This is a genomic window from Paenibacillus ferrarius (assembly GCF_002027705.1).
GTDB classification, from domain to species: domain Bacteria; phylum Bacillota; class Bacilli; order Paenibacillales; family NBRC-103111; genus Paenibacillus_E; species Paenibacillus_E ferrarius.
The window spans coordinates 16,394-36,884 of the sequence record NZ_MBTG01000040.1 but is presented as its reverse complement, the minus strand read 5'-3'; the positions used below and the strand labels follow the sequence as shown (position 1 = coordinate 36,884).

The following is a 20,491-nucleotide window of genomic DNA, read 5'->3' as shown; positions in this document are numbered from 1 at the left end:
TTCGTTTCCCACCTACCCGTAATTCCTATATTTTGTTAATTCTCACTTTACCCTACTATACTATCTTTCTACCACTTTTGTAAAATTTTGCTCATCATCACTTCTTTTTCATAATAACTGTTACTTTAAATAGATCTCCATCCATATCAATTTTCAATTGCCCGCCTTGGAGCTGCATGATGCTCTTCGCAATAGCCAATCCTAGTCCTGAACCTTCGGTTTGTCTGGATTCATCCCCGCGCTTAAATCGTTCAAACAATTCTTCCGCGTCAAAATCAATTTCATATGCGGAGACATTTTTAATGATAAAAAACACTTGATCTTCATCCTCACTGAGAGTCAAATGAACTCTAGTATTCGGCATGGCGTACTTAATCGCGTTGCTAATCAAATTCTCAAACACTCGCCACGTTTTGCGGCCATCCAAAGCAGCTACGATGTGTGGATGCTCAACTTGCAACCGGAAGATTAATGGCGAACTCTCCATCATCTCGCTAAATTCAGCTAAGGCTTGTTCTAGCAATGCAGAGACATTCACCTTCTCTATTTGCAGCTCGACAGAGCCGCTCGACATTTTGGAAGCCTCAAACAAATCATCAATCAGCACCTTGAGCCGTTGCGATTTTCGGTCCAGCACCTCGATATAGGTTTCTACCTTGTCGGGGGCAAGATCTCTTTGCTTAAGAAGATCCACATAATTAATGATCGAGGTTAGCGGCGTTTTAAGATCATGGGAAACGTTTGTAATAAGCTCAGCTTTCATCCGCTCGCTTTTCATTTCATTTTCCATCGAAGCTTTGAAGCCATCTTTCATCTGGTTTACGTGGTGCGCCAATCTGGACAAGTTGCCAGAACCTTTTTCCGGAATCACATCGGCCAAATTGCCTGCCGCCATTTGTTCAACGCCATACAGAATTTGTTCAAATAAACGAATTTGTTGAACACATTTGGGCAGGATTGTGAATAGGAATGCCAGCAAATATCCACCCGCAAACAAGATTATCCCATTATTCCAGTCCAAAACAAACATCCAATATATCGTTATTAAAAAGGATATACCAAATAACGAAGTAAGGATGAATACGAATACGACTTTAAAGCGAAGAGATTTTCTAATCAACTTGAGCGTACACAATTGAATCATCGTATTCAATAAACAATTATTCCATTGATTGCGCAATGCAGCCTTGTCCCTGTAAAGCCTCCTTCCATCCATCATAAGAATGACGAGGAGAATCATGGTCAAGGAAAGCTGAATCCCGTCTACTGCTTGTTGAAATCGCAAGGGCTTTTGAAAAAAGGAATTATCGTTAATTTGGTTAAACAACAAAAGCAAGATGAGGAATGCTGCAATGACTCTTAGATCTAATGGGACATATTCCAGCCACTTCAGCGGCATTTCTTCAGCCAACACCTGGAATGAATGTTTTCTCCGCATGATCCACACTAGTACACCTGCAATCATACAAAGCACTGCGAATAGACCGATTTCCAACCAAATCCGTTTGCTAATTGCCTGATAATACGTATAATCCTCGTGCATTTGACTCGACCACATTGCTTCCTTCGGAATAAGAATATACCCATGAAGCTGATTCTGCTGAAAGAATTTATTTATCCCTTTAAGAAAAGAATTGCTCACTTGTTTCTGCGGCAGTTCTGCATAAAATAATGCCTGCTCGAATTCAGCAGCACCCGGCTCTTTTATCATATTGGAATATAGATGATCCGTCTTCGGGTCTCGAACGTAATAGTGAAATGATTCGCCGCGTGCAATTAAACTGTCGGCAACATCACTAAATTCTTTGTTCTTGTATTCCAAATATTGAATCTTTCGGACATCCAGCAGCTTTGCGACTTCCGCTTGCACATCAAGGATTTGTTTGTCAAATTCCTGTTGAAAACGTGAAACGTCGCCTGATATATCCGACATTCGGGCTTCCTGTAATTTACTATTGTAGGTATAGCGAGCGTTTGCTTTACCACGCTTCTCTATAGCCGTGTAGGCTTGATTCCAAGATTCTCTCCGTTCTTTTCCAATTTTCTCTTCATCGCTTAAAAGCGGGTAGTTCGCATTTTCAATTGTGTATTTCAGAAGATTGATAGGAAGCTGCAGCTCATTCCCAAATATTGCACTTCGAAAATAACTGTCCTTGCTTAGGAACGAGCGATGTTTCCCCACATCAATTAACGTGCAAATCGCTAAAACTGCTGTACAAATAAGTGAGATGCCAAGTAGATACGGAATAGCTTTATTTCTCGATTTTATAACCAATGCCCCATACCACCTTCAAATATTTGGGTTCCTTCGGGTTGATCTCGATCTTCTCCCGAATTCTTCGAACATGCACGGCAACCGTATTCTCTGCATTGAAGTAGGGCTCTTTCCAAACCTTTTCATAGATCTCTTCGATGGAGAAAACTCTCCCTCTATGTTCCATTAGCAGCTCTAGTATTTTGTATTCCGTAGCTGTTAAACGTACTTCTCCGCCATCCACGGAAACACTTTTCGTGTCCTTGTTCAGAATCAAGTCTCTAACTTCAAGTCTATTTTCACTAGCCGTATAGTGCCCAAAACTTACATACCGCCTAAGCTGGGATTTCACACGGGCAATAAGCTCCAAAGGATTAAATGGCTTGCCCAAATAATCGTCAGCACCCACATTCAAGCCTATAATTTTGTCTGTATCCTCTGTCTTGGCTGACAGCATAAGAATTGGAATATTCCTGCTCTCCCTCACTTTAAAAGCCGTTTTGATCCCGTCCAGTCGAGGCATCATAATGTCTAGAATCATCAAGTGAATATCTTGCTGCTCGAGAATGTCCAAAGCCTGCAACCCATGATCAGCCTTGAAAATAGTCATATTTTCATTCGTCAAATAAATTTCTATCGCATCTTGAATCTCTTTCTCATCATCAACAACGAGAATATTGTAAGTATGCATGTCCATTTACCCCTTCTATATCATCCATGGATGCCGCCGGCTTTCCATCATCCCCCTTTATATTACAGGAAAACATTTACAAATAACCAACTATAATTATTACAAATTTCTTAAGAAAAAACCGACTCTCCCCTTCAGGGAAAAATCGGTTTTGTAAATTACATTTGTGCCAGCCCATGATTAACGCTTTTCCGATTTCCCTGGAAAGCTTCTTCTATCCTATTGATGTCCGTTTCCCTACATGCAAAAAAACTGCAACTCCACGGCTTTCCGCAGTGTTGCAGTTTGTCTTGCATGTCAAATGGAGGGCAGGATGGCCTGCCTGATCCGTTTCCAATCAACATCAAGAGCCTGAAATTACGCACTATCCCTGATATTTGCGAATAAAAGCAATCGCATTGGCGATATCCACCTCAGGCTGTTCGCCAACCTCACGCTCAATCGTTAAATATCCGGTGTAGTTAATCGCTTCCAGAGCTTCAAAATATTTTTTGAAATCGACATGGCCTTCGCCCAAAGCGAGCTCCCGATAATAAGGACCGGATGCAGCTGCTTCAGCAATATTCGCGTGACTCATCGGCTGATACCCAAGTGATCCGTATACTTCGCGTGGATCTGCTTGACGAAGACGAAGTCCGTCCTTCACATGGGTATGTACAATATAGTCTTTCAAGGTAAGTACCCCTTGTACCGGGTCGTCGCCTGTGACCATGACCATGTTCGCAGGGTCAAAATTAACTGAAACGCCATTGGTGGACAGCGTATCAAGGAAGCTCTTCAAGTGTGCAGCCGGCTCAGGTCCGGTTTCCACAGCAAAGTATGCACCCAAACTGTTCGCATACACACCCAATTCTTCACAAGCATTGAGCATGACTTCGTAAATCGGATCATTCGTTTGCTCAGGAACTACGCCAATATGGGTAGTGACTACCTTAGTGCCTAAATCAACCGCAAGATCCAGAATACGCTTGGATTTTTCAATCTTCGCTGCGTTAGCTGCCTGATCCTGAAAACCATGCCCGCCTAAGTCTCCGCATAGAGCAGAAATACTGAGTCCAAGGGATGCAATGTAATCTTTCAACTCTTTACGCGCTTGCGGCGATAAAAGAGCAGGATCCATCTCCCCGGATACGGCATAGATTTGTACTCCGTCGGCGCCAAGCTCCTTGGCTTTCTGTAAACCATTCCGTACGCCAAGACGCAAACTGTCGACCATAATACCGATTGGATTGTTCATTGTTGTCAAACACACCTTTCAGAAGGTTGAATGTATGCTGCTTGCCACTATTATCGCTTACTCGATCTCAGCCCAAATTCGTTTTACATTTTCAAGCCCAATCCGTGTGCCTGTTTTGCACTCTTCCATGCCTTCGAACTCGATTGAGATATAACCATCATAGCCTGAGCGTTTAATTACACGCAACACTTCTCGCATATCAATATCCCCTTGGCCGACAATAGCGCCGCGCAAGTGATTGCCTTGCGTCGTTTGGAAAAATCCTGAACCTGGATGCTCATAGGAAGGTCTCAGATAAAAATCTTTCACATGGACCATAGAAGCGAACGGCAGATTTTTTTTCACAGCTGAAACCGATTCTTCATCCACGCACATGAAATTGCCCACGTCAAGAGTTGTCCGGAAATTCGGACGGTCTACAGCCTGAATCAGCGTTTGAACCCGATCGCTATGTTGAACAAAATAGCCATGATTCTCAATGCTGGTTACGATATCAAATGAGCGCGCATAATCCGCTATTTGCCGGCAAGCCTCTGCCATACGTTCAAGCTGACGATTGAAGTTGCCAATGGACGTATCGTCTGTGCGTGCCACATCATGACGCATCTTTTTGACGCCTAATCTGGCTGCGATGTCGACTTCAGATTTGACTCGTTCAATTTCCTTCGCATAATCTTCATCCGAATCTGTGAGGAAATTAGCGCCGATCGCATAGTTAGAGATTTCAAGGCCGCGAGACTCTGCTTTCAAACGAATAGCGTCGGCTAACTCCAAATTCCCAGCCAGTTCAAAGCCTAACGGAACGATTTCTACATGCACGGCGCCTTGATCGGCCACCCAATCAATGACCGCATTAATGTCCATTTCGCCAGACTTCAGCGCTTGGTATAAACTATACGTACTCACTCCGAGTTTCATGTTTGCATCTCCTGTTCGCCTTGTTATAGGTTGATTTCCTGGCCTTTGGCTGCTGATTCATATATCGCGCAAAGCATTTTCATCATAGTAACTCCATCTTCAACTGGACTTATCGGTGTTTGGCCGGTTCGACAGCAGTCTAAGAAATGAGCGATTTCATTGCTAAATGCCCCAACGATGTTGATTGATTTATCATCTGTCTGTGGAGAAACATTCAAGATGGTATCTTGCATTTCTGTCACGAAAACAAGCTCAGGCTCAACCTCGACGCCACCCTTGTCCCCATAAAGCTTGACTGCGATTTCGTCCTTTTTGGCATGCAGCGTAAAGCTGACATCCACCAGCAGCGACGCCCCATTTTCAAATCTAATCAGGGCATTGGCCATATCTTCGACGTTATTCAAAGCAACATCATAGTCAGCGGCTTTATAAAAGCTTAAATTGCGAACGTTGGAACGGTTGCCTAGTTTATTATAGGTGTTTCCGCTTACAGAAACAGGCTTCGGTCTGCCCATCAAATACCAGCATAAATCAATCACATGGACGCCAATATCGATTAAAGGTCCGCCACCGGAGCGCTCTTTATCTGCAAACCAGCCTCCTGGATTGCCCAAACGACGAAGACAGGACGCTTTGGCATAATATAATTCGCCAAACTGGCCGCTTTCAATAAATTGCTTAACAAGCTGAGCATTCGTATCATATCTGCGTACAAAACCAACCTGTAGAATTTTCCCGGATTCGCGAACAGCCTCCTGGATTTGAAGCGCCTCTTCCACTGTCTTACACAGCGGTTTCTCAACCAGCACATGCTTGCCAGCTCGCAAGGCTGCGATACTGATCTCCGCATGTGAATTGTTCCACGTACATATGCTTACAGCGTCCACTTCAGGATTGGCTAACAATTCATGGTAATCCGTATAAATATGTTCAATGTTATAAGCAGCCGCTTTATCTTCGGCTCTTTGGCGATTAAGATCGCACACGGCAATCAAACGAGCATCCGCTTGCTTGCTGTAGGACTGAAGGTGCATGTCAGATATTGAACCTGCTCCGATAACACCAATATTCAACTTGTTTATGCTCATTGCAAATTTTAGCTCCCTTCATTGTCTTATACAATCAGGATACCATGCTTTTACTGCTCGTAGAATGCATAAAATGAGCATTAATATGGATTATATGATCAAAATGGCATCCAGTGAAGCCTACGCTCCACCGGATGCCATTCATAGTAGAAATGAAGAATCTATGTACGGATGGTACCTTTTTGCCCAAATCCCCTTGAAAGGGAACTATGTTCCGCTATTTGGCTCAATATCGAACATTAGCAGCTCAAAGGGAACTCTGATCCTCTATTCCCCCTCAAAATGGTGAAATCCAGCAAATAAAGGCTAATTAGCGGATCATAGTTCCGTCTCACTAGCTAAAAGGCTGTTTTACCGAAGAATAAGGGAACACAGTTCCCTTTCGCTGGTTCTGTCAACTAGAAGCAACTAGACTTAGAGACTTAGAGACTTATATCAATGGCTGCGAGCCCTTTGTTCTTTCAGCATGAAGCCGATATTCACCAAACCGATAAACAAGAAGCAGCTCCAAGGTAGAAGCCGCCATCCAAGCAGATTGCCTAAATCATACAAATAGCCACCGCCTACATTACCGATCATCGCACCTATCGACAATGCAAAGCTGTTGAAGCCAAAGTAGCTGGCAATACTTCCGCTCCCTGCGTAGTCGGACACCATTGTATTCATCATTGGCTGCAGAAACACTTGTCCAATCATGAAAGCAATAACTCCGACATAGATACCTGCAAGAGATCCTGTCATGCCAATTGCAAATAATCCTCCTGCAAGCAGCAATGTGCCTAGGGACATCACTCCAAATGGCTGCAAATTGTTGTTGCCTAATTTGGCTAACGGCACCTGCAGCAGAACCATCACGATAGCCCCGCAGCTGTAAATGAGCCCGATATTGGCACCATTCGCAATTTGACTAACACGAAGAGGCACCGCTATGTATAACTGTGCGACTAAGGACCATGAGATCATGGTGAAAATCATAAACCTTCTGAAGGAACGGTTATGCAGCACCTTTTTCATCTGTGGCCAGATGCCCGGCAGCTCCGATTGAGGCCGAGCTTCCTTCAGATTCGGCAAAAAGAAAAGACTTAAGAAAAAAGAAAAGACAAAAATAAGCGTCGCTGTCATGCTCACATAGGTAAAGTGAAAACCCATTAACAGAGCCCCCAGCACCGGACCAACTACGAAACCCATGTTGCTTAACATTTCCCGGATCGCATAGATCGTAATGCGGTTGGCAGAAGTAGAAAGCGCTGTGTAATAAGCATAGCTGGCCGGCTGAAAAAGCGCCGCGCCTAGGCCAGAGAAGAAGCAAGCCACGATTAATCCAGGAATGTGATCGACGAAGCCGAACATCCCGAAACCAAAAGTTCGGATCAAGAGGCCGACAAGTATCGTGCGTTTGTACCCCAGTCTGTCTGCCAAAGTGCCGCATAATACTGAAAGTCCTTGCTGACTAAAGCTGCGTATTGCCGAGATGACGCCGACCATCATGACCGTCAGTAATAAATCATGCAATAAATACGAAGCTAACAGCGGAATCATCATATAAAATCCAACCGCCATGCTGAAGGTATTCATAAACATGATCCAAAAAGGCAGTTTAATGGCGGTGAGTTTATTCCAGATTGCTCCCATACGGCATTTCCTCGTTTCCATCTGCGATGTGGTAATTTCAACAAGATACCTGATTCGCAGCGGAATGCATAGGGACATTCTTTGTATTCACTTGGGTATATTATTGCTGTCGCTTTTTCGTTATGGAATAAGCAAAATTTTGCCTGTGCTCAATCTGCTTTCCATGAGGCGATGCGCGTCAGCACCTTCGCTTAGTGGCATGCACATGAGATCTTCCATGTGTATGGTCCCTTGACGCAACGCCTGAAACAGCTCTTGCGATCGCTCAATCCGGTTGGCTCGTGTTGTTACATGGTTCCACAAATCGCCGCCGGTCAGCGTTTTGGATGTGTCCATGAGCATTCTAGGGTCAACGTGCGGCGGATCGCCGCCTGCCATGCCATAGAAAACGACAGTCCCTTTCGTTTTGACAGCAGCGAAGCTGTCCATTAATGTGGACCCCACGGAATCGTAAACGATGTCAACGCCCTGGCGATTCTCCGTGCAAGCTGCGACTGCATGAACCCAGTCACTGTCGTAGCTGAACACTTCGTTTGCGCCTGCTTTGCGGGCAACTTCTTTTTTGGCTTCGGAAGACGTCAGACCGATGACCTTAGCTCCTTTGCTTCTACCCAGCTGTGTCAACAGCTGTCCCACTCCACCGGCTGCCGCATGGACGAGAATAACGTCGCCTGACTGAACTTTGCAGCTGTCTTTAACTAAGTAATGCGCTGTCATTCCCTGAAGCAGGATGCCTGCCGCCTGCTCGAATGTTATATCGACCGGCAGGGGAATTGCCCGTTCCACTGGCATAGCCACCAGTTCTGCATTGGCAAAAGGAACATCAACGAAGGCAATTCGATCTCCAACACTGATATCGACGACATCAGGAGCAACATGTTCAACAATCCCCGCACCTTCGTAACCTAGTATGAAAGGCGGTTTCCCTGCCAAATGATAGTTCCCTTTTCGCCGATACACATCGGCAAAGTTCATGCCAATCGCTTTGGTTCTTACCACGATATGTCCTAACGCAAGGGTAGGATCAGGGATCTCGGCATAGCGTAGAACTTCTGGACTTCCAAATTGTTCAAAAATCAATGCTTTCATAAGTTACCTCCACAAGCTCATCTTGCAAAGATTGTATCATATCTCCAGTGGCAAAAAAAAAAGCGGCTCTCAGCGCTCAAAGACGCATCGTGCCGCAAAAAACTTTCCCACTCTTTGAGAGCGGAATTTGTCTGGGTTCCTACTGCTTCGTTTATTCTGCTCCCACTGCTTGCAGCCAAGCTTTGGCAACCAAAGCATGGCCCGCCGGAGAAGGATGTACGCCATCTGGAGCCCAGAAAGAGCTCTCGGCGCGAGTTGAGGCTTGAGCGAACAAGCCATCCAGACAGACTAGGCGTGCTCCGAATTCTCTTGCCAGCTCGCGAACAACCGTAATCTTCGGATCGAGGTCTTCTCTCCACAGCTTACGATCTTCTGGAACTGGAAGAACAAACGGTTCGATCAACACGAGTTTTGCTCCTGTTTCTGCTGTTTGCGTCAGAATGTTGCGGTAACCCTTTTCATAAGCTTCGGTAGAAGTTGGATCATTCCGATCGTATCTTCTCCACGTATCATTAATACCAATATAAATAGACACCAAGTTAGGCTTTAGATCCAAGCAATCTTCCTGCCATCGCTGCTCTAGATCTACTACTCGGTTGCCCGAAATTCCTCTGTTCAGGAATTGCACCTGTTTCTCTGGGCAGCTCGCTGAGAATTGGGCCGCAGCCATCAGCGCATATCCTCTGCCTAAATCCTGTCCGTTGTCGCGAATACGCCCTGCGTCTGTGATACTATCCCCTTGAAATAAGACAACATCATTCTGCTGAATCCATGAAGACATTTGATTATTTCCCCCTTCAATACACTCCCATTGCTTAAAATCGATCGAATAGAAATCCAACGGACCTAGCTTCGTGTTGCTTGTCTGCGGCTTAGAACCGAGTTTAGTCAGCAGCTTAATAAGCTGAGGCTGACCTGAAGGCGACCAGAATTAAATCGTTTCAATATCCAGGTTAACGGTTGTTGGATAAAAGCGATTTCAATCTGACATACTTCTCTATTCTCATACTGTTTATCGCCGTTACCATATACATAGCCCATAGCACCAACGGTTTCATATTCGTCTTCGTTCACACAAAGGATTACTTTCCCAAACTCCATCGGACTACTAATGACGCTTAACTTTGTATGAAAGTCATAGGGTAGATTAAGCTGATAAACCTCCTTTTTCCATAAGTTGCCTAGAGTATAGCACAGCTTATTAGGTCTATCAACTAAGATTTTCCTTAGAAGTTAGGAACCAAATCTAACAAGAAATTGCTTAAGTTGATTGATTTCGACTTCATAATAAGTCCTCCCCCTGATTCATCTTCAAAAGTCAAAACTTGCTTCGCAAACTTGCCATACAATGTTTCCAGATAGACATTAGCTGACAGCGCAACAAGCTACTGGTATAAATATACATAAAAAAATCTTCCTCATCGGAATGATGGGAAGATTCTCTGAACAGCGGATTAAGCTGATTTATAGTAAGTGTTCAATAGCTCGTCCAATTCGACTGAAAGTTTTAGTACAAAATCGGAAAGCAGGTCATGATGACGACTGGCAAGATTAAGCTCAAATCTTTTGGCTTCTATCTTTTTTTCCAATTCTACTAACTGACCCACGGTTCATCCCTCCCATTTGAGATTTTCCAATTTGTACAAGTACTTGGCTTCTTATTCCTTATCTTACACCTATTATATTAAAAAACTATTAGCTAATTATTTAGACTTTTCAATACTCGAATGAAATCCATCTATCATTATATAATAAAAAGGAGCCGCTTGGGCTCCATTTTTTATTTTATTTATGAGAATTTTTTAAACCCGCGTATTTGCTGCACTTTTTCAACTACAAATCTTGTGCTAATCGAATCATATCTCGGCAAGTTATGCCATTTTCAACGATGTCCTCGGCATAATGTCTGATGAAAAAGTCGCGATCTACACTCACAATCCGGAATCCGCATTTCTGGTAAAGTGCGAGCTGTCCGATACTTGAATTCCCAGTCCCGACTTCCATCGTCGAGAATCCGAGCGCTTTGGCTTGTTCGATCGCGTGCAGGATCAGCTGTTTCCCGATCCCCTTGCCCTGCTGATCCTCGGCGACTGCGATATTCACTAATTCGATTGTCTCCGGTCTGGTCGGTAAAATAACATAAGCGGCAGCTAGATGACCGTTCATTTCTGCCAAATAGCACTCCCCGCGCTGCAAATATCCAAGTACGATAGAAGCAGAAGGGTCCGCTAACAAAAGCAATTCCATGGGCGGTTCTTCACCCAGCTTCAACTTTCGAATTTCCATTTGCGACTCCATTCTAACCAATTGTAATCTTCCCCTCCGGGTATCGGAAGTTTGCTTTTTCTGGCACAGGCGTTAAGGTGTAGGCCAAGGATACGGGGCCAAGGCGCCCTACAAACATCAAGATGATAATAAATACTTTGCCGAATTGCGTCAGCTGCGAAGTTAAACCAAGCGACATGCCTGCCGTTGCGTAAGCCGATGTCACTTCAAATAAAATCCCTAAGAAAGAAAAACTTTCTGTGGTAGAGAGAATCATCGTTGATAGAACAATCAGGATAAAAGAGAGCAAAGCGAAGGTGATCGCCTTATAGATCCGATCCTTCGAAATGCGACGGCGAAACAGGACAATTTCTTCCTTGCCTCGCACCATGGCGAGCAGCGCCCCGAGAAGAATCACGAAGGTCGTCACTTTAATTCCACCGCCTGAGGAACCTGGTGCTGCCCCGATGAACATCATGATCACGATAAAAAACTGCGTTGCCTGCCGCATGGAAGAAATATCCAAGGTGTTCACACCTGCGGATCGGGATGAGACAGACTGCAGCATTGCGCTAAGCACCTTGCCTATTGGTGATAGCGGCTGCAAGGTCTGTGTATTCGTGAACTCAAATACCAAGATAACGATCGTTCCGATCACAACCAGCGCCGCCGATGCCGTCAGCACAACCTTACTATGCAGTGTAAGCTTTTTATTTTGGGGATACGTGAGCAAGTCCGAGATGACGATAAACCCAATGCCGCCGAGAATGATAAGCAGCATGGAAACGATGTTAACGTATGGATCCTCGACGTAATGAATAAGGCTGCTCGGTCGGTTCGGCAGTGCCCCAAAAAGATCGAAGCCCGCATTATTGAAGATAGAAATGCTATGAAAAACGCCGAAGTATAAGGCTTGACCTATCGGCATTTCGAAAGACCAGCGCAATGCTAGCAGTAATGCCCCTGCAAGTTCAATATACAGCGCGTAAACTAGCACTTTGCGAACCAGACGAACAACGCCTTCCGTTGAATCATGATTCATAGCTTCCTGCAGAATAAGCCGTTCCTGAAAGGAAATACGACGACGCAGCACAAGTGCAATCAAAGTAGACATCGTCATGAATCCCAACCCACCGATTTGTACGAGCAATATCAGGACAATCTCCCCAAAAGTGGACAAATGGGCACCTGTATTTATCATCGACAACCCCGTCACACAAGTGGCTGAAGTCGCCATAAACAGCGCATCAATAAAGGGCAATCGGCCTTCTCCCGCAGACGAAATCGGCAGCCACAGCAGTTCCGCCCCCACGAAGATCATAAATAAGAATCCTAAGGTCATTACCTGAGGGGGACTTAAGCGAAATTTTTTCTTTTTATAAATAGACATATTGATACTCCGAGCTCTTATGATATTTGCGACTATTGTATAATCTAGCAAACATAATGTAAAGACTTAGAGAGTTCGAGAGCACCCTTTGGGCGATTCATTAGCGGTTTCTATTGATTAACAATTCGGTTGAAGGAATTGACACAAAGCACGTAATAACTGAGATAAATGACCGCATAGGCAATAATTGAACTCGCAATTGGCACAATGAAATTGCCTCCTATCATTTGTATTGCGACAAGCGCTTTTAAAATCATAAGATAATGAGCGACTCCCAGAATCAAAGGCAATATGAACACAAATAATGTTTGTTTGGCAATCGACGATCGAATTTCTTTCCTGCTCACGCCGATTTTACGCAGAATCTGATATCGCTCTTTGTCCGCATGGGCATCCGTCAATTGTTTGAAATAAATGATGCAGCCAGTCGCAGCAAGAAATACAAGTCCGAGAAAACCAAGAATAAAAATATTCAAGCCCGCTGATTCAATCCCTTGGCGGTATTGATAATAGTAGGAGGACATCCCATTCTGATCTGTTTTCAATTTCATTAGCGTATCGGAGGTTCGCTTTGTTGTTTGTTGATCCTTTACTTTATAGGCATTGTACGTCAACAATTCATTGCTGGAACCCTTCAGCAGCCTCCCATATAGGTCATCACTAACTATGAAGCATAAATCTGGAAACCCCCATGGCAGCACCCTTCCCTCAACCAACTTTCCGATAGTTAATGATTGCTGCTCATTCCCCGAATTCAAAGAAATCATATCGTCTAGCACTTCAGATTCTGAGAAAGTTGCATGCATAGGTCTGATTAGCATTAACTTTTGGTCTGGCGGTGGACTTAACTCTTCTCGTTGCAACGCCTTCGCTAATTGATTGTAGGCGTTTATGGAGAGCAGCTTAATAGGTACTGCATTTGCTCGAAAACCGGAAGGATGATAGTAAAAGGATGTCAAATCTGCTGTAACTCGAAGGGCTGTCACCTTAAGTTGGGCTTGGACAGGGTGATCTCCATCTGTTGAAATGATCGTGTTCACTTGGTTATCAAAGGCTTCACCTTGCGAAATTTGCATGTAGCTGAAAGGCGCTTCTTGATCAGCCACTTTAGAAATCGTATAGTATGCGCTGGCCCCCACAGTCACTAGGCACAAGGTCAATGCACTCAATAAGGCAATCATCGTAAACATCCGAGTATTCCCTTGAATACGAAAGATCAATTGCGACGTGCTAATGATATTCATCCCATGGTAGTAGCGAGATTTGAGTTTTTGCGCCAGCTTTAACAAATAAATAATCCCAAAACGAAACAGCATGTACGTTCCAACTATCATACTTGCAAAGATGAGTAAAAAGTTTCTTCCCGTCTGGGCACCTGTTGTCATAGGCTGAAGGATAAGCCAGTAAGCGAATGCCAACAATATCACTGCGATCGCAGCAGTTATCCAAGATGGTTTGGGCAGGTTCTCACCTTCTTGCTCCGCTTGAAACAATTGCACTAACTGAAAACGGTAGATCAACCGATAACTGTGCAAAGAAGTCAGGAGAATAATACATGCAAACACAATTATCGTCTGGAGGATAGCATCCATGGAGATGTGAAAACTCACCTTTACAGCGGAATCCAGCAGTTTCAAGAACATCATTGCGAATAGCTTGGATAACAATGTACCCAGTACGATGCCCACGGCGACTGCCCCAACGCCCATTAACATATTTTCGTAAAAAAGCATGTTCCCGATCGTTCTTTTTCGTACGCCGAGCAAAGCATATAAGCCTACTTCTTTCTTGCGCTTCTTAGTAAAAAAAGAGTTCGAATACCAGATAAAGACGCCTGAGAACAGAATAAGAAATATCGACGCCTGTGAAAATACTTCGAGCAAACCCTCCCATTTCTGCATATTAGCTGCGATCTCTTCACTAAACTGCAAGGAAACAAACGTGTAATATATGACAACACTGAATATCATAGATGCGAAATAGATCAAATAATTTTTCAGATTTCCGAGGACATTCCTTTTCGCCAGGCTAAATACGGTCACTTGCCCCACCCCCAAGCACAGACAACACGTCCATGACCTTATTGAAAAAATCCTTGCGAGATGCATTCCCCTTCACAAGCTCCGTAAACATTTGACCATCCTTAATAAAAATAATACGCGTACAATAGCTGGCCGCAAAGGCGTCGTGAGTGACCATCAAAATCGTTGTTTTGTCTTGCACGTTCAATTGCTGTAAGCTTTCCAGCAGCTCTGTCGCGGATTTCGAATCGAGCGCACCCGTTGGTTCATCCGCCAATACTAAGCTGGGAGATGATACGATAGCTCGGCATACGGCTGTCCGCTGCTTTTGCCCGCCAGAAATTTGATAAGGATACTTATTCATAATGGTCTGTATCCCGAACTTTTGGCTGATGACATCTACTCTGCGTTCCAGTTCCGCAACCTTCATTTTTGCTAACGCAAGCGGAAGAACCATATTCTCTTTCACGGTTAAAGTATCCAGCAGATTATAGTCTTGGAAAATGAAACCCAGCCTATCACGGCGAAAAGCAGATAGCTGTGCCTCATTCATCTTCAGGAGATTCGTTCCATCAATCACAATATCGCCGGATGTCGGCTGGTCAATGGTTGCCAGCAGGTTGAGCAGCGTCGTTTTACCCGAGCCGGAAGGGCCCATAATACCAACAAATTCACCCTCAGCAACCGTGAGGTCAATGTCTTGCAAGGCAGTAAAAACATTCCCTTTGGCCCCATAAACCTTCTTAACTCGCTTGGCTTCAACAATCGTTTTCATTCGAGCAGCCTCCTGTACAAACCTTCAAATTCTTTCTACCTTCATCTTACAAGGTTAGCCTCCGTCCAAACATCGAAGCAGCTCACATCTGACAGCCGTTATCTTACATTTTTGTCATGATTGTGCTAACATTTCTGGTGAACGTTCAATTCGTCTAGATTTGGAGGCTTTTACGTGAAAATTATGATCGTTGAAGACGACCAAACGATACGGGATATGATTGTTGAAGCGCTGAGACGCTGGGGATTTGAGACGCTCATCACCGTAGAGTTCGATGCCGTACTCTCTCTTTTTATCCAAGAAAATCCTCATCTCGTGCTGATGGACATTAATTTACCCGCCTACGATGGCTTCTACTGGTGCCGCCAAATCAGGGAGTTGTCCAACGTGCCGATTCTCTTCCTATCCTCTCGCAATACGCCTATGGATATGGTGATGTCCATGAACATGGGAGGTGATGATTTCATTCAAAAGCCATTTTATACGGATGTTTTGGTTGCCAAAATCAATGCTGTGCTGCGCAGAACTTACTCCTACATGGAAACCAACTCCAATGTAATGGAGCATAATGGCATCGTCCTCAATCTGAAGGATGGTGACATCACCTGCGGTACTCAGAAAATAGAGCTGACCCGGAATGAATTCAAAATCATGACTATTCTTATGAAAAAACCGGGAACCATCATCAATCGGGATCAAATCATGCGTGGTCTATGGGAAGACGAAAGCTTCGTCGATGATAATACATTAACGGTCAACATCACCCGATTGCGCAAAAAGCTCAGCGAGCTTGGCAAAGATGACTTCATTACGACCAAGAAAGGGCAAGGATATTTAATCCCATGAGCTTTGTCCACTATTTGAAAGATAAACGGTACTTTTTCTTGATCTATGGGGTGATCATGCTCTTTGTCTCCCTAATTATGTTCGTAAGTGTCAAATGGCAGGATGCCATCAACAATATAGCTTATGCCAACGCAGGCTGCTTATTTTTTGCCGCTGTCTATATCACTGTTGGCTACTACTACCGAAAATCCTTCTTTAATGAGCTGCAGGATTTAGTCGGCAACACGCAGGTGGAATCGGCTATCACGTCAGTTCCTGAACCACAGAGCGCCGAGCAAGCGCTTTATCTGAAGCTGCTTAAGCAGCTTTATTTGGAGCAAACGAATGGAACTCGGAAGCTGCAAAATGAGATGAAAGACCATCAAAATTTTGTTCTATCTTGGATTCATGAAGTCAAAGTGCCCATAGCGGCAAGCCGTCTAATCATGGAAAACTATTCTGGCAAATCGGCAGAGCATCTCGTGGATAAGCTGGAGGATGAATTGAGCAAAATTGATAGCTACGTAGAGCAAGCACTCTATTATTCGCGAATTGATTCGTTCTCAAGAGATTATTTCATCATCGAAGTCCCGCTTCAAACGATCGCGAAGGAAAGTGTTAAGAGAGCTGCAAAACTTTTTATTAATAAAAGGATTCGGCCAAACCTGGAGGAATTACATCACACCGTGAACAGTGACAGCAAATGGCTCTCCTATATGGTTAACCAAATCGTCATGAATTCATTGACTTATACACCAAGTGGCGGCAGCATCGCCTTCATCTCTGAAGAAACCGAACATGACAAACGACTGATTATCCAAGATTCCGGCCTGGGCATAAGCCCCGCTGATCTCGGGCGCGTATTTGACAAAGGGTTTACGGGGTCGATTGGCAGAACCCATTACAAATCCACGGGAATGGGGCTTTATTTGGCTAAACAGATGGCCCTTAAACTAGGACATGATCTAACGATTGCATCCGTAGAGGGCAAGGGAACCGCGGTGACTATACATTTCCCGAAAATACGAAATTATGATGATCTGCGCGGCGCCTAGCATGGCGTTCATCCGATTTCAGTCATTTGCGCGATATTTTCTGCGATTCGGTCTCTTACAATTGGCGAACAAATTTCTTGCGTGCCGCCAAGGCTATCTTGACAAATGCCTCCGCGGCTCCCGCTTTTTCAGACAAAGCTGTCTTCAGATCTTCTCGAACTTTTCGGCAGAATGAGTTGAATGGAAGGGCTTACATTCGAATGAATCTCTACTGAACTATCTGGTTTGACGAACAAGGAAGTGCGTGTTTTTGAGGTAAAAGTTATATTGAACCGAAAGGGAACTAGGATACGCTATTTCATTAAAATCGGAGCAAATTGACCGGCAAGCGGAACTACAGTACGCTATTTCATCGGTTTTCTCTCCAAATCGCGCTATTTTGTTCGAATAGCGTACCCTAGTTCTCTTTCATGCTTATTCAGCTCATTTTCGCTTAAATAGCGTACTCCAGTTCCTTTTCAAACTAGTTAACTCCTATTTCCAGGTACCCGAGTTCCGTATGAATGTATCAGTTAACTCCCTCGCTATTCTTGCATTTATTTCCCCGACAATAGATCACCGATTATTTGCATAACATGATACACAAGAAATGCAGCAAAAATAAGTACGGACAAAGCGGCGGAATTTCTTCGATGATTCTGATACCACTTCGGCCATTGTTCCAGCCTCTTCGGGGCTTGAACACCTTGAACGATATCGTTGTGCTCGATAACATCGTTAAACGAAGCTCTCTCGTTCAGAGGGCTTGGTTGGGTTTGATCCGTCGTCATGTGAATGGTTTTATCTTCAAATGGATTGTTGGAAGGGTTTGTCATGAGGAACCTCCTTCAATAGAATATACATATTATAACATTTATTCTAATCGACGGTGGCCTGATCTCCCATTTCCGGTTCATGACTAGGTTCCTCTGTTTTCATGATTTGGCGCTTCTTTGGATCAAAATATTCTGCAATTTCTTATCCTTAGTTTGAAATGGTATGATGGACAAACGAGGTGATCCGTAGGATGAACAACATAGAAACATTAACCCTTGGAATGGGATGCTTCTGGAGTCCTGACGCTTTGTTCGGGCAATGGCCAGGCGTTATTAGAACACGAGTTGGTTATGCAGGCGGCACCCACGCACAGCCAACGTATCGCACAATGGGAGATCATTCCGAGACGATCGAGATCGATTATAATCCGCAGATGATGACGATTGAGCAGCTTCTTGATATATTTTGGAGTCATCATCAACCAGATAATATCAATGATTATAAAGGCAGACAGTACCAATCTCTGGTGTTGTATCGCGATGAAAGACAGCATGGTTTGATTAGAGAAGTCATGAAAACCAAAGAAGCCGATGGAAAAAAGAAGCTGAATACCGAGATTGCTCCCTTGGCTGGCTTTTATTTGGCCGAAGAGCGGCATCAGAAGTATTATTTGAAAAGATATCCGGACGCGATCAGCAAGCTGAGCACCCTTTATCCCACCCAAGATGAGCTAGTGGATTCAACCTTGGCCGCGCGCTTAAATGGATTAGCCAAAGGCTACACCAATTTGGAAAGGATCATTAGCGAAATCCAAACTTGGCCATTGCCAATAAGCGAGCGTGAGTCGCAAATTGCGTTGGTGAAACGCATAAAATGGTAGCAAATAGCTGCGATCGCGCTGTATTAGGCTGGTTCCGCCGCGTTGCCATTTCCTTTCACCTCCCCTTCCAATTCCATAAAAAAACACCGCAATAGCTGCGATGTTTTTCAGGTAACTATAGGCTTATCTACTTCCAGAGAGCTGTGCCTTATTGCGCGGCGGGGAACATCCCTGTAGAAATAGCGATCCGATTCCAGGCATTGATGATATTGATCGCCATGATCAAAACGACATATTCCTTCTCATCAAAATGCTTCCTCACCTTTTCATAAACGGCTTGTGGAACTCCGTTCTCCGAGATACGAGTGACTGTCTCCGTCAATTCCAGCAATGCTCTTTCTTTATCGGAATAAAAGGGAGCTTCCCGCCAAGCTGTGAGCAAGTTAATTCTTTGCTCTGTTTCGCCCATGTTCCGCAGGTCTCGGGTGTGCATGTCGATGCAGAAGGCGCAGCCATTGATTTGAGACGCTCTAATTTTGATAAATTCATACAGCTTGGCATCCAAACCGCTTGTTTTAATAAAACCTTCCAGCTTCAGCATCGCTTGCAGAGCTTCCGGGTTTACCTGACTATAATTGAATCTAACTTCCATGTGAATCTCCTCCATACACGTTTAATTTAGGTTTGCCTTAATAAGACAAATTAGTCAGGAGATTTGTGACAACACGGAAGAAATATGTTGAAGTTTATCTGGATTCACTACTTTATAAACATGATTAGCCCGCTGATGATGATGCTCCATCTCAAAACAGATGACCATATCAGCCTTTTCATCTTTGACGAGCACTAGCCCTGCTTGACCATTGATGAGAAAAGGACGCCACTGCCCTTGCAGCGAACCTTTGCCTGCAATCCCTTCAAAAAATGCCTGAATGCGCTGTTTCCCGAATATCGATTTGATAGCTGCACGTCTTTTGCCGCCACCGTCTGAAACCAGCACTGCGTCTTCCGTCAGCAAAGCAACAAAATCCTGAAAATTTCCGGTCTGAACAGCACGCAGAAATTTCTGCACAAGCGGCTGCGAGTCACCTAGCTCACCCAAATTTTGCACATGATCCTGATTAATTTTCACCTTAGCTCGGCTATAAATTTTGCGGCAGTTGGTTTCGGTCTTATGCAGCATGTCGGCAACCTCATTGTATTCATAACCCAGTACTTCTCTTAGTACGAATACCGCCCGCTCCACAGCTGATAATTCCTGCAGCAGCACTAAAAAGGCATAGGAAATCGTTTCGTCTTGAACGACCTGTCCCATGGGATCCGCATTATTGGCCATAATGAGCGGTTCAGGCAGCCAAGCTCCGACGTAAACTTCCCTTTGCTTTCGTGCAGATTTCAAGACATTCAAGCAGCGGTTCGTGATGATTTTGACTAAATATGCTTTCAGATTGCTAATGTTCTCTGTATCCATCGTAGGCAAGGAAGCGAATAAGTCCTGCACCATATCTTCCGCTTCCGACACAGATCCGAGCATCCGATAAGCCACAGTAAAAAGCAGCTGCTTATAAGTGCGATACACCATTTCGATGTCAATCATACAATGTTCTCCAATCTTGCTAGTATGCTTGTATTCTAATACTATATATCAAAAAAGCCAAAAAGCGTCTATATGCTA

At 44.3% G+C, this 20,491-nt stretch carries 19 protein-coding genes; 3 read left to right on the top strand and 16 right to left on the bottom strand.

Annotation, left to right across the window (positions count from 1 at the left end; translation table 11 throughout):
- Positions 1-97: 97 nt before the first annotated feature.
- The 13 genes from BC351_RS31520 to BC351_RS31455 form a co-directional block, all read right to left on the bottom strand.
- Entirely contained in the window at positions 98-2,275 is a 2,178-nt protein-coding gene (locus tag BC351_RS31520) for a sensor histidine kinase (RefSeq protein WP_144028583.1), read from the bottom strand.
- The gene (locus tag BC351_RS31515; RefSeq protein ID WP_079418554.1) at positions 2,253-2,945 is read right to left on the bottom strand and encodes a response regulator transcription factor; all 693 of its coding nucleotides are present in this window, start codon (positions 2,943-2,945) and stop codon (positions 2,253-2,255) included. The genes BC351_RS31520 and BC351_RS31515 overlap by 23 nt, the downstream gene beginning before the upstream one ends.
- Before the next feature lie 364 nt (positions 2,946-3,309).
- Entirely contained in the window at positions 3,310-4,182 is an 873-nt protein-coding gene (locus tag BC351_RS31510; protein WP_079418519.1) for a sugar phosphate isomerase/epimerase family protein, read from the bottom strand.
- 57 nt (positions 4,183-4,239) lie between these two features.
- Positions 4,240-5,100, bottom strand: coding sequence for a sugar phosphate isomerase/epimerase family protein (locus tag BC351_RS31505; protein WP_079418517.1), 861 nt, complete (start codon positions 5,098-5,100; stop codon positions 4,240-4,242).
- A gap of 23 nt (positions 5,101-5,123) precedes the next feature.
- On the bottom strand, positions 5,124-6,188 hold the full coding sequence (locus BC351_RS31500; RefSeq protein WP_079418515.1) for a Gfo/Idh/MocA family protein: 1,065 nt from the start codon (positions 6,186-6,188) through the stop codon (positions 5,124-5,126).
- Positions 6,189-6,623: 435 nt separating this feature from the next.
- Positions 6,624-7,820 (bottom strand): MFS transporter, encoded by a 1,197-nt coding sequence (locus BC351_RS31490; protein ID WP_158082297.1) that lies wholly within the window; start codon positions 7,818-7,820, stop codon positions 6,624-6,626.
- Between the two features lie 120 nt (positions 7,821-7,940).
- Positions 7,941-8,909 carry a quinone oxidoreductase family protein gene (locus BC351_RS31485; RefSeq protein WP_079418508.1) on the bottom strand — a complete coding sequence of 323 codons (969 nt, stop codon included), beginning with the start codon at positions 8,907-8,909 and terminating at the stop codon, positions 7,941-7,943.
- A 151-nt stretch (positions 8,910-9,060) separates the two neighbouring features.
- Positions 9,061-9,690: an SGNH/GDSL hydrolase family protein gene (locus BC351_RS31480; RefSeq protein ID WP_079418506.1), complete on the bottom strand. Its 630-nt coding sequence runs from the start codon at positions 9,688-9,690 to the stop codon at positions 9,061-9,063.
- Positions 9,691-10,363: 673 nt separating this feature from the next.
- A complete protein-coding gene (locus BC351_RS31475) occupies positions 10,364-10,516 on the bottom strand; it encodes an aspartyl-phosphate phosphatase Spo0E family protein (RefSeq protein WP_079418504.1) in 153 nt (50 codons plus the stop codon).
- 226 nt (positions 10,517-10,742) lie between these two features.
- Positions 10,743-11,195: a GNAT family N-acetyltransferase gene (locus BC351_RS31470; RefSeq protein ID WP_079418552.1), complete on the bottom strand. Its 453-nt coding sequence runs from the start codon at positions 11,193-11,195 to the stop codon at positions 10,743-10,745.
- Between the two features lie 13 nt (positions 11,196-11,208).
- Positions 11,209-12,564 (bottom strand): TrkH family potassium uptake protein, encoded by a 1,356-nt coding sequence (locus BC351_RS31465; RefSeq protein ID WP_167388049.1) that lies wholly within the window; start codon positions 12,562-12,564, stop codon positions 11,209-11,211.
- A 110-nt stretch (positions 12,565-12,674) separates the two neighbouring features.
- Complete coding sequence (locus BC351_RS31460; protein WP_158082296.1) at positions 12,675-14,606, bottom strand: ABC transporter permease; 1,932 nt, start codon at positions 14,604-14,606, stop codon at positions 12,675-12,677.
- Complete coding sequence (locus BC351_RS31455; protein WP_079418500.1) at positions 14,593-15,360, bottom strand: ABC transporter ATP-binding protein; 768 nt, start codon at positions 15,358-15,360, stop codon at positions 14,593-14,595. The genes BC351_RS31460 and BC351_RS31455 overlap by 14 nt, the downstream gene beginning before the upstream one ends.
- Before the next feature lie 174 nt (positions 15,361-15,534).
- Between BC351_RS31455 and BC351_RS31450 the strand changes: the two genes are divergently transcribed.
- Positions 15,535-16,206 (top strand): response regulator transcription factor, encoded by a 672-nt coding sequence (locus tag BC351_RS31450; RefSeq protein ID WP_079418498.1) that lies wholly within the window; start codon positions 15,535-15,537, stop codon positions 16,204-16,206.
- Positions 16,203-17,240, top strand: coding sequence for a sensor histidine kinase (locus tag BC351_RS31445; RefSeq protein ID WP_079418496.1), 1,038 nt, complete (start codon positions 16,203-16,205; stop codon positions 17,238-17,240). The genes BC351_RS31450 and BC351_RS31445 overlap by 4 nt, the downstream gene beginning before the upstream one ends.
- 536 nt (positions 17,241-17,776) lie before the next feature.
- Here BC351_RS31445 and BC351_RS31440 read toward each other — a convergent pair.
- Positions 17,777-18,055, bottom strand: coding sequence for a hypothetical protein (locus BC351_RS31440; protein WP_079418494.1), 279 nt, complete (start codon positions 18,053-18,055; stop codon positions 17,777-17,779).
- Between the two features lie 191 nt (positions 18,056-18,246).
- Between BC351_RS31440 and msrA the strand changes: the two genes are divergently transcribed.
- Positions 18,247-18,876, top strand: coding sequence for a peptide-methionine (S)-S-oxide reductase MsrA (msrA, locus tag BC351_RS31435; RefSeq protein ID WP_079418492.1), 630 nt, complete (start codon positions 18,247-18,249; stop codon positions 18,874-18,876).
- A gap of 148 nt (positions 18,877-19,024) precedes the next feature.
- Here msrA and BC351_RS31430 read toward each other — a convergent pair whose 3' ends face one another.
- Both BC351_RS31430 and BC351_RS31425 read right to left on the bottom strand, forming a co-directional pair.
- Positions 19,025-19,468, bottom strand: a complete 444-nt coding sequence (locus BC351_RS31430; protein ID WP_079418490.1) for a carboxymuconolactone decarboxylase family protein — start codon at positions 19,466-19,468, stop codon at positions 19,025-19,027.
- Between the two features lie 54 nt (positions 19,469-19,522).
- Entirely contained in the window at positions 19,523-20,413 is an 891-nt protein-coding gene (locus BC351_RS31425) for an RNA polymerase sigma-70 factor (RefSeq protein WP_244209240.1), read from the bottom strand.
- Positions 20,414-20,491: the final 78 nt, after the last annotated feature.

Bases quoted from the DNA above. Each gene is read 5' to 3' on its own strand.
- BC351_RS31515 (WP_079418554.1), bottom strand. From the start codon at position 2,945: ATGCATACTTACAATATTCTCGTTGTTGATGATGAGAAAGAGATTCAA.
- BC351_RS31510 (WP_079418519.1), bottom strand. From the start codon at position 4,182: ATGAACAATCCAATCGGTATTATGGTCGACAGTTTGCGTCTTGGCGTA.
- BC351_RS31505 (WP_079418517.1), bottom strand. From the start codon at position 5,100: ATGAAACTCGGAGTGAGTACGTATAGTTTATACCAAGCGCTGAAGTCT.
- BC351_RS31500 (WP_079418515.1), bottom strand. From the start codon at position 6,188: ATGAGCATAAACAAGTTGAATATTGGTGTTATCGGAGCAGGTTCAATA.
- BC351_RS31490 (WP_158082297.1), bottom strand. From the start codon at position 7,820: ATGGGAGCAATCTGGAATAAACTCACCGCCATTAAACTGCCTTTTTGG.
- BC351_RS31485 (WP_079418508.1), bottom strand. From the start codon at position 8,909: ATGAAAGCATTGATTTTTGAACAATTTGGAAGTCCAGAAGTTCTACGC.
- BC351_RS31480 (WP_079418506.1), bottom strand. From the start codon at position 9,690: ATGTCTTCATGGATTCAGCAGAATGATGTTGTCTTATTTCAAGGGGAT.
- BC351_RS31470 (WP_079418552.1), bottom strand. From the start codon at position 11,195: ATGGAAATTCGAAAGTTGAAGCTGGGTGAAGAACCGCCCATGGAATTG.
- BC351_RS31465 (WP_167388049.1), bottom strand. From the start codon at position 12,564: ATGTCTATTTATAAAAAGAAAAAATTTCGCTTAAGTCCCCCTCAGGTA.
- BC351_RS31455 (WP_079418500.1), bottom strand. From the start codon at position 15,360: ATGAAAACGATTGTTGAAGCCAAGCGAGTTAAGAAGGTTTATGGGGCC.
- BC351_RS31445 (WP_079418496.1), top strand. From the start codon at position 16,203: ATGAGCTTTGTCCACTATTTGAAAGATAAACGGTACTTTTTCTTGATC.
- BC351_RS31440 (WP_079418494.1), bottom strand. From the start codon at position 18,055: ATGACAAACCCTTCCAACAATCCATTTGAAGATAAAACCATTCACATG.
- msrA (WP_079418492.1), top strand. From the start codon at position 18,247: ATGAACAACATAGAAACATTAACCCTTGGAATGGGATGCTTCTGGAGT.
- BC351_RS31430 (WP_079418490.1), bottom strand. From the start codon at position 19,468: ATGGAAGTTAGATTCAATTATAGTCAGGTAAACCCGGAAGCTCTGCAA.
- BC351_RS31425 (WP_244209240.1), bottom strand. From the start codon at position 20,413: ATGATTGACATCGAAATGGTGTATCGCACTTATAAGCAGCTGCTTTTT.